Source organism: Bradyrhizobium sp. 134 (genome assembly GCF_023074155.1).
Classification (GTDB): Bacteria; Pseudomonadota; Alphaproteobacteria; order Rhizobiales; family Xanthobacteraceae; genus Bradyrhizobium.
This window is the reverse complement of the sequence record NZ_JADPKX010000013.1, coordinates 23,408-31,703: the sequence shown is the minus strand read 5'-3', so window position 1 is coordinate 31,703 and position 8,296 is coordinate 23,408. Positions and strand designations below refer to the sequence as shown.

At 63.5% G+C, this 8,296-nt stretch carries 8 protein-coding genes and 1 tRNA gene; 5 read left to right on the top strand and 4 right to left on the bottom strand.

Annotated features, from left to right (window positions below):
- Window positions 1–294: 294 nt before the first annotated feature.
- Window positions 295–948 carry a histidine phosphotransferase family protein gene (locus IVA75_RS05220; protein WP_247282081.1) on the bottom strand — a complete coding sequence of 218 codons (654 nt, stop codon included), beginning with the start codon at window positions 946–948 and terminating at the stop codon, window positions 295–297.
- Between the two features lie 171 nt (window positions 949–1,119).
- Between IVA75_RS05220 and IVA75_RS05215 the strand changes: the two genes are divergently transcribed.
- Window positions 1,120–1,947, top strand: coding sequence for a 3'(2'),5'-bisphosphate nucleotidase CysQ (locus tag IVA75_RS05215; RefSeq protein ID WP_247282080.1), 828 nt, complete (start codon window positions 1,120–1,122; stop codon window positions 1,945–1,947).
- Window positions 1,948–1,960: 13 nt separating this feature from the next.
- On the opposite strand, the gene IVA75_RS05210 is transcribed toward IVA75_RS05215, so the two are convergent.
- The gene (locus IVA75_RS05210) at window positions 1,961–2,446 is read right to left on the bottom strand and encodes a YHS domain-containing (seleno)protein (protein ID WP_247282079.1); all 486 of its coding nucleotides are present in this window, start codon (window positions 2,444–2,446) and stop codon (window positions 1,961–1,963) included.
- Window positions 2,447–2,585: 139 nt separating this feature from the next.
- Here IVA75_RS05210 and IVA75_RS05205 point away from each other — a divergent pair, with 139 nt between their 5' ends.
- The 3 genes from IVA75_RS05205 (at window position 2,586) to IVA75_RS05195 (ending at window position 4,850) form a co-directional block, all read left to right on the top strand.
- Window positions 2,586–3,191, top strand: coding sequence for a DUF1134 domain-containing protein (locus tag IVA75_RS05205; protein ID WP_027565201.1), 606 nt, complete (start codon window positions 2,586–2,588; stop codon window positions 3,189–3,191).
- A gap of 119 nt (window positions 3,192–3,310) precedes the next feature.
- A complete protein-coding gene (locus IVA75_RS05200) occupies window positions 3,311–4,609 on the top strand; it encodes a hypothetical protein (protein WP_247282078.1) in 1,299 nt (432 codons plus the stop codon).
- 166 nt (window positions 4,610–4,775) lie between these two features.
- Window positions 4,776–4,850: transfer RNA gene (locus IVA75_RS05195), tRNA-Val, on the top strand.
- A 519-nt stretch (window positions 4,851–5,369) separates the two neighbouring features.
- Here the strand turns inward: IVA75_RS05195 and IVA75_RS05190 are convergent.
- Window positions 5,370–6,716, bottom strand: a complete 1,347-nt coding sequence (locus tag IVA75_RS05190) for an IS5 family transposase (protein ID WP_247282077.1) — start codon at window positions 6,714–6,716, stop codon at window positions 5,370–5,372.
- Between the two features lie 423 nt (window positions 6,717–7,139).
- Window positions 7,140–7,337 carry a Dabb family protein gene (locus tag IVA75_RS05185; RefSeq protein WP_247282076.1) on the bottom strand — a complete coding sequence of 66 codons (198 nt, stop codon included), beginning with the start codon at window positions 7,335–7,337 and terminating at the stop codon, window positions 7,140–7,142.
- A 282-nt stretch (window positions 7,338–7,619) separates the two neighbouring features.
- On the opposite strand from IVA75_RS05185, the gene IVA75_RS40305 reads away from it, so the two are divergent.
- Window positions 7,620–8,021: a hypothetical protein gene (locus tag IVA75_RS40305; protein WP_346658404.1), complete on the top strand. Its 402-nt coding sequence runs from the start codon at window positions 7,620–7,622 to the stop codon at window positions 8,019–8,021.
- Window positions 8,022–8,296: the final 275 nt, after the last annotated feature.

The following is an 8,296-nucleotide window of genomic DNA, read 5'->3' as shown; positions in this document are numbered from 1 at the left end:
CGTTGTTCGGCTCCTGCTCGAACTTCACCAGCTGATTGTCCACGGTGTCCAGGCTCTCGCTGGTTTCCGTCAAAAACTCCCGCAACAGATCATCCATGAAAACAGGCCTTCATACAGGGAGGGCGCGCACACAAGACGTGATGCGCCAATTCGGAATGGGGCCAGCTTCACCGCAAAGCGTTTAATAATGGTTGAGTATGTGGAAAAGAACGGAATCAACAAAGAGATAAGGCGCTCCGGACAAGCCGAAGCGCCTCGTAAAGATTCGATTAACGTTTGAGAGCGGCGGCGTGTCTACGACGCGATAATGGTGATGGCCTCGCCTTCATGCGCGAGCCTCACGGTCAGCCCGCAAGCCTCTGCCAACAGCCGCGTATAATAAGGCTGGATCGCATGTGCATCGGCGGCCGGGCCGCGCTCGCCGCTCAGGAGCTCGGAGATGTTCTGCGGCAGGCGCGCATTATGTCCGGTCGCGGTGATGCGGAAGCTCATCGTCTCGCCCTCGCCGATCGGATCGATCGTCAGCGTGCCGCCGCGCGGGATCGTGTGCTGCGAAACGACCAGCATGTTGAGCAACAGCTTGACGCGATTCTTCGGCAGCAGGATCCGCGGCAGATTCCAGGTGATCGAGCACTTGCCGTCCTCGATGTGGCCGCGCGCCATGGTCTGGGCATCGCCGAGATCGATCTGCGCGCCGGACGAGCCGGCCGCACCAAAGGCAAGACGGCAGAACTGGAGGCGGGCGGAGGCGGTTTTCGCGCTCTTGCGAATCAGGTCGAGTGCGAACTCGCGGTCGTCGGGCTTGGGATCGTCGTCGAGCACTTCGAGCCCATTGACGATGGCGCCGACAGGGCTGATGAGATCGTGGCAGACCCGCGAGCACAGCAGCGCAGCGAGTTCGAGCGCATCTGGAGCGGCAACGGTAGCGGATGACGAAGCGTCAGACATAAAGGGTTCCTGGAATTGCACGGCGCGGACGCGGCGAATCAAGCATGCTTGACGAATGCCGCAGGTTCTAACATTCGCAAGCCCATGGCAGCTAGCTTGCGATCGGTTCGAACCGGCCCTAATGCCGCGGCGAATCACTCGAGCAGGGATGGAATTGCCGATGAATGAGGCATGCAGGTGAAGCGGATCATCGACGGCGCGGCCGCCTCCCACCTGATGGAGCCGCTCACCGCGCTGGTGGTGAAGGCGGGCGAAGCCATCCTCGCGGTCAACCGCGCGGCGATGCGGGTCGACGGCAAGCAGGACGGCTCGCCGGTGACCGAGGCCGACCTTGCCGCCGACCGCATCATCGCGGACGGGCTGGCGCAGCTTGCGGGCGAGATCCCGACGCTCTCGGAAGAGCGGACCCAGCTCGCCTCGCCGCCGTTCCGCGACAGCTTCTTCCTGATCGATCCGCTTGACGGCACCAAGGAGTTCGTCGCCGGGCGCGACGAGTTTACCGTCAACCTTGCCCTGGTGACATCGGGCGTGCCGCTGCTGGGCATCGTCAGCGCGCCCGCACTCGGGCTGCTCTGGCGCGGCATCGTCGGCCGCGGCGCCGAGCGCGTCAGGTTCGACGGCGCGACGATCGGCGCTGCCGAGCCGATCCATACCCGCAAGTTGCCGCCCCTGGGCGAGCCATGGATCGCCGCGGTGAGCCGCTCGCATGGAGATCCCAGAACCGAGGCCTTCATCGATCACCGCCCCAACGCCGTCAGGAAGACGGTCGGCTCGGCCGTGAAATTCGGCCGGATCGCGGAAGGCAGTGCCGACATCTATCCCCGCTTCGGGCCCACGTGTGAATGGGACGTCGGGGCCGGCTACGCGGTCGTGACCGCAGCCGGCGGCAGCGTAACCGACGGCAAGAGCGGCGCGCTCCGCTTCGGCGAGCGGCACGATGGCGGCTTCATCATCCCGGAGTTCATCGCCTGGGGTGACCCGCAGGCGGCAAGAGTCTGACGTCGTAAGGGCGCTACTGGCTGAGCTTGTCCTGGAGGGCCGGCCAGCGCTTGTCCACCTCGTAGAGGAAGCGCTCGGGGTTGGCGGCGAAGCCGTCGCGATTGGCTTCCCGGCTGAACAGATAGAGCCGCTGCGCCGCGATCGCGAAGAAACGGGGGTTGCCGGCGATGGTGACCCCGCGGGCGATATCGACCGGATCGTAGCCGCCGAACTGCGGCCCGTAGACCTCTGGATGAGCCAGGAAAGAGGCCCGGTTGCCCTCGTTCCGAAAGCGCCAGACTGCGCCCCACAGGTTCGCCTCGAATTCGGCCGTTCCCTGCACGGCCGTGCCAGCGACGAAATAGGCCACGGGGTCGAAGCCCTCGATCGCCACGCCGCTGAAGCGGTTGACGACGATCCGCTCGGTGGTGGCCGCCTGCGCCGGCACCCCCGCGCAGAGGATCCAAATGCCCGACAGCATGCAGACCAGAAGGCCGATCAAGGCAATTCCGGGGCGCAAAGGGCTGGCTTCCTGCCGTTCTGCCGTCATAGTTGCTGCGGATAACATCCGAGTCGAGGGGACATCCGGCGCAACCTAGAGCCGTGCCTGTTGGCGTCAGGTTAAGGAAGCGACCGGATTCGATACCAGGGGTTCTTTTATGACTTTCGCATCACGCCTTGCCGCAGTCGCGCTTGCCGCGATGGTCGGGTGGATCATTCCGGCTTCCGCCCAGCAGCCGCCGCCGCCCGATTTGCCGCCGCCGCAGCGGACCCAGACGCCCAGCACCTATGGGCCGGACGAACTCGTGAACGCCGGCCACCGCTTCTTCGGCAACGTCTCGCGCGGTCTCGCCTCGATCATCGAGAAGGCGGTCAGCCAATGGGGCCTGCCCAACGGCTATATCCTCGGTGAGGAAGGATCCGGCGCTTTCGTCGCCGGCCTGCGCTACGGCGAAGGCACGCTTTACACCAAGAACGCCGGCGACCTCAGGGTCTACTGGCAGGGTCCCTCGCTCGGCTTCGACTGGGGTGGCGACGGCGCGCGCACCATGACGCTGGTCTATAATCTGCCTGCCACCAACGCGATCTACCAGCGCTTCGCCGGCCTCGACGGCTCGGCCTACATCATCGGCGGCTTCGGCATGACGGCACTCACTGCCAACAACATCGTGCTGGTGCCGATCCGCTCGGGCCTCGGCCTGCGGCTGGGAGCCAATATCGGCTATTTGAAATTCACCCCGCGCGCGACCTGGAACCCGTTCTAACGTCCCGCTTTCCCCTGCGGCGACGGATCAAGGTTAACGACATGTCGGGGCTGGCTTTTTGCCGGCCCCGCATGCAATGTCCTTGGTAAATTTTTCCTTAGCTTTGGGAGTTCTGGCCCATGGTCGAACCGATCATGTACCTGGCGATCGGTTTCCTGCTCTCGATGCTGTGCGGGCTCGCGATCGTGCCGCTGGTGCATAACCGCGCCGTGCGCCTGACCACGCGCCGGCTCGAGGCCGCCACGCCGTTGTCGATGGCCGAGATCCAGGCCGACAAGGACCAGCTCCGCGCCGAATTCGCCATGTCGGCGCGACGGCTGGAGATGAGCGTCGACCAGCTCAAGAACAAGACCACGAGCCAGCTCGCCGAGCTCGGCAAGAAGAGCGACGCCATCAACCGCATGAAGATCGAGCTCGGCGAGAAGAACGCCACGATCTTCGCGCTCGAAGCGCGCGAGAAGGCGGTGAAGGAGCAGCTCCGCGCCACCGAAGAGGAATTCAACACCAAGACCGCAGCCCTGCGCGCCGCCGAGCTCGCGCTGACGGACAAGCAGGGCGAGCTCGCAAAGATCAATTCCGAACTGTCCGACCGCTCGATGATGGCGGAGAGCCGTCAGGTCGAGCTGGTCGCGGTCCGTGCGCAGATCGAGGAGCTGAAGAACCGCGTCGGCGACGCCGAGAAGGAATTTGCCGCGACGCAGGCGCGGCTGGCGCAGGAGCGCACCGACTCCGAGACCGCCTCGCGCGAGCTCGGCGACGCCCGCGGCCGCGTCGAGAATCTGAGCCAGCGCGTCACGGACCTCGATCGCCAGCTCATCGTGCAGGTGAAAGAGGCCGAGATGCTGTCGGGCCGTGTCGGCGATCTCGAGGGCCGCCTGGCCACGCAGGGCAAGCTGCTCGCCGAGCGCGACTATGAGAACAACCAGCTCCGCCAGGCCAATGAGAGTTCCGAGCGCGCCATCAAGGAGCTGCGCGTCGAGATCGCGGCCTTGAGCGGCGGCAAATCGTCGGCGGCAATGGAATCGATCCGCGCGGAAAAGACCGCGCTGGAAGAGCAGCTGCGCACCGCCCGCGACGAGCGCGCCAAGCTCCAGCGCGACATCAACGCGATCCAGCAGCAGGCCGAAAGCTCCTGGGCGACCGAGCGGATGGAGAACGCGCTGCTGCGTGAACGCATCAACGACATCGCAGCCGAAGTGGCCAAGCTCGCGATGCAGCTCGAAGGCCCGAACTCGCCGATCGAGGCCCTGCTCGCGGCCGAGGCCGGCCAGCCGCCGAGGCCGGCGCCGCGCCCGGCCAATGACGCCCCGACCAACGGCACGGCCGCAGGCACCCTGCCCGAAGGCGGCGGAACACTGGCCGAACGCATCCGCGCGCTCCAGGCCCACGCCTCCCGCGCCCGCCAGCAGGGCGCGTAGGCGGCTCCAAACGGTCTGACCGCCGAATTGCGCGGTCTGCGGAAGGTTTCCGGGCCGCTTTTAACGTCTTCGGGCGCCTCGAAACTTGACACGTTCGGCCCGCACTTCTAAATCGCGGGCTCCAAAGCGTCGGTGGCCGAACTCGGGCCGCCTGCATGATGGTTTCGGGTGCATAGCTCAGCGGGAGAGCGTTCCCTTCACACGGGAGAGGTCCAAGGTTCGATCCCTTGTGCGCCCACCATTAACCCAGCTAAATCAGCCACTTAGCGGCAAGGTTCTCCAAGTATGTGCCCCAAAAAAGCGGGGGCACAATAGGGGCACGAAGCGAGCAATGATGGTGCGAGGCCTACAGAACGGCTCGGCTGGTCATCGTACGACCGTTCGATGTTCTCCCCACCCAACCAGTGTAGGCGACCTCGTTTGTCTCGACGCGCTCTTGTCCTGCGACGTTCCTGCACTGTTTCGCTCTGCCTTTAGTCCTTCTCAGGCGGTAAGCGATCACTCTGCCGAGCAGCAGGACTTCGGCTGCGTCCCTAAAGAAAAACCCGCCAGCGACGTAGGGCTGACGGGTTCTCATTTGCCCGTGCGTATCCGCGGTACTCGTCACCTATCCGCGATGGCACATCGTGCAGCCATAACGATCGACGTTTAGGTTATCACCGTCTCTTGCTGGCTGATGTGTTGCTCGCCTTGATGAAGGCGACGCTCGGCCAAGGTCAAGAATGAGGGGCGGCAGCGGTCTCGCTTACCTTGTCGTCCGTTAAGAAGGCGAATTGAGCGGGGCTGGACCGGCCAGCACGCGGCATAGTCGGACCAGGAACAGGCACAAGAGTTCTCTGAGCCAGGCTAGGATGCGGCGGAAGTTGTGGCCGACGGCTGAGAGGATGACGTTGGCGGCGTCTCCGGCACGGCCTTTGAGGTAGCAGCGACCGAGGTGACCTTCGGTGTTCATGTGGCCGATGATGGGCTCGATGGCGGAGCGGCGGCGCAGCTCGCGCTTGATGACGCCGAAGACGCCGCGCTTTTGGCCGGAGATGAAGATGCGACGTGGATTTTGAGCATCGTGGCCGCGGTATCCCTTGTCGACATAGGCCCGCTCGATCGGACATCCGGTGAGCGTCTCGGTCCGGTCGATGACGTTCCGCAGGGTATGACCGTCGTAGGGATTTTCGGGCAGCGAGCTGGCATGCAGTACGAACAGGCCGCCGGGAGCTCGGCGATTGTTGGTGACGATGGAGGCCTTGACGCCGAACTCGTAAGGGGCTGAGGCCTTGCCTTTGCCGATGCACTCCACCTCCGGGGCATGGAAGGAATAGAGCTTCCAGCCGCGCTGGCGCTGCTGCTGGGAGCGGATCTGGCTGGCTCGGCCAAGCGGAAGCGCGAATGCCTCCTCGAGGGCTGGCTGGCCCTCGATCTTGCGACGGATGTCGCGGATGATCCGGCCCAGCCGGCTGCGCAGGATACGCAACTGCCGCTGATGCCGCCCGAACTGTTTGGCATGGGCGTAGCGGCCCGCCATCATCGCAGCGGCCTTGGCCACACGAGAATAGGATTGCCGCAGCCTGACGGCGTGCCTTCTCGCCAGGCGGTTGAGGCCCTGGATGGCCGCATGAAGCAGCTTGGCGTCGGTCGGGAAGGTGATGGCCTTCGGCTGCACCGTGGTGTCGACGGTGACGCGCTTGAGGTCCTGGCTGCGTAAGGCGCCGGCTTCGTGCGCCACCCGCAGGCTCTCGGCCAGCAGCAGCTCCAGCTTGTCGCCGAGCCGCTTGCGCCAATGGCTCAGGTCCGAGCGTTCGTGCGGGAAAGCGTGCCGGAAAAACTCTTCGCCGGTGAAGAACTGGAAATAAGGGTCGTGGAACCAGCGCTCGCACACCCCCTCATCGGACAGCCCGTAGATATGCTTGAGCAACAACAGCCCGATCATGAAGCGGGTCTCGATCCCCGGCCGGCCGTTCTCGCTGTAGAGCGGCGCGATCTCGCCGTCGATCCAGTCCCAATCGATCTTGCCGGCAAGCACAACCAACTCGTGCTTCAGATTGATGATCTGGTCCAGCCGCGCCCGGAACAGATCGTTCGATCCCGTCGTCTTGTGCTTCTTCGGCCGCATCGTTCCCTCCGATGCACCACAGAATCATGGGCCGCAGGGAAAGGGAATCCAAAAGCGAAATTGCAGGGTTTGGCGGCTTCAACCTCCCATTCCCTGCAATCTCAAACCGCCTCGAATCCGAAAAAGAGACTCCTGCTCAATCGCTTAGAACCTTGTTCACGGACGACTACCTTCGCTCTGGCTCAAAGCGACCGAGCCGCCGTGGGCCACACCAGACTTCGATCGGTTGGTTTGCCTCCCCGGCAGAGCCAAGCTGAAGAGCTTCTTCCGCGTTGCCGCACTCGATCTCCTGCACATCGAGTGTCTTCTGCCCCAGTCGTCGAGCGTCGATCCGCGCGAAGCTAATGACCTCCACGGAAGCATCTACTCAAAGTTCATCGCGAAGTTGCGGATTGACTCGCTCAGGTCAGTCCGCTCCGAGAGCTACTGCCGGATCGACTCCTGGTAAAGCTCGTGCGCTTTATAGGCTTCGAGTTCGACTTCGTCGTCGAATTCACCGTAGACGATCACGTCAATTTCGTTGCCAAGCCGGTCACTCTTGCGCTTGCGAGCGAGCTCAAGCCGGCGTGCGTGCGGGATTTTGGCGAGAACGGAAAGGCCGTCGCGCCGATCTCCCGGCATTCCAGGGCGGCGCCGCCGGCTTTTTGGCTACGAGCTGAACAGGACGCTGGAACGATACCGTCGGGAGGCATCGCTTGCCTCAGGCACTCCTATATCTTTACGAGGCGTGATAAGCTTGGATTACCGCCATGACAAATGCTGGTCCTTTCTACCGGGTGGCCGGAGCAGGATCCGGTTCGCCGGCGTGAGAGAGCTCGCCGAACAGTCGAAGAATTTGTTGGGCTGGTTACAGTCTCAGCCCCCTCCTTTACACCAGGCCAGGCCGTCGCGGCTGTACAACGCGTGATTGATCTGTCGGGTGACGCCTTCCAGGTCAACATTGCGCAGCGCTTCAGCGCTCGCCTGGCGAAACTCGTTCGATCCGATAGCCTTCTATTGTCAGCTGCGGAAAATGAATTCGGCTCCCTTTGCCGACCTTCTTCGGTATGGCAAGCTCACCATTGCATCGAGTTCGCCCGAGCATTTCACAAAAGTTTGACGCGCCGGCAGATCAGCTCAAAGGCGCGGCCGATCGCGCGAAATGCCTGCTCACCATCGCTGAAATCGCCGCTCACCATCAGCGAAACGCGGAAGGCCTTGGGAATAAAGCTCGCGAAGCGTGTCGGTATGAAAAGGCAACGTCGCCATTGCGCACAATATCTCTGTGATCCTCCACTGCATTTCCGTCGACGGCATGTCGTTTGACTGGGGCCACGCGCCGGCCCGGCCTTAATTTGCAAGTTTCTGGCCCGGTCCGCCGGGCCGGCGATGTCCCGCTGAGACGGTGGTCGACCTCGGTCAATCGACTGGTGGCGAGCTCGCCCGCCCGCCATTGCAGAGGATGACCCACCCGATCCGGACATCATCATGAGGCGCTGGCGATCTCGGAAAGGACCATAACCCCGGCGACGGGCAGCTGATCGCATTGCATTTAGGTGACGGCTAATCGACCAAGAGAACCGAGCTGGTTATCGATCCGA

Bases quoted from the DNA above. Each gene is read 5' to 3' on its own strand.
- IVA75_RS05220 (WP_247282081.1), bottom strand. From the start codon at position 948: ATGTCTGACGCTTCGTCATCCGCTACCGTTGCCGCTCCAGATGCGCTC.
- IVA75_RS05215 (WP_247282080.1), top strand. From the start codon at position 1,120: ATGCAGGTGAAGCGGATCATCGACGGCGCGGCCGCCTCCCACCTGATG.
- IVA75_RS05205 (WP_027565201.1), top strand. From the start codon at position 2,586: ATGACTTTCGCATCACGCCTTGCCGCAGTCGCGCTTGCCGCGATGGTC.
- IVA75_RS05200 (WP_247282078.1), top strand. From the start codon at position 3,311: ATGGTCGAACCGATCATGTACCTGGCGATCGGTTTCCTGCTCTCGATG.
- IVA75_RS05190 (WP_247282077.1), bottom strand. From the start codon at position 6,716: ATGCGGCCGAAGAAGCACAAGACGACGGGATCGAACGATCTGTTCCGG.
- IVA75_RS05185 (WP_247282076.1), bottom strand. From the start codon at position 7,337: ATGCCGGGAGATCGGCGCGACGGCCTTTCCGTTCTCGCCAAAATCCCG.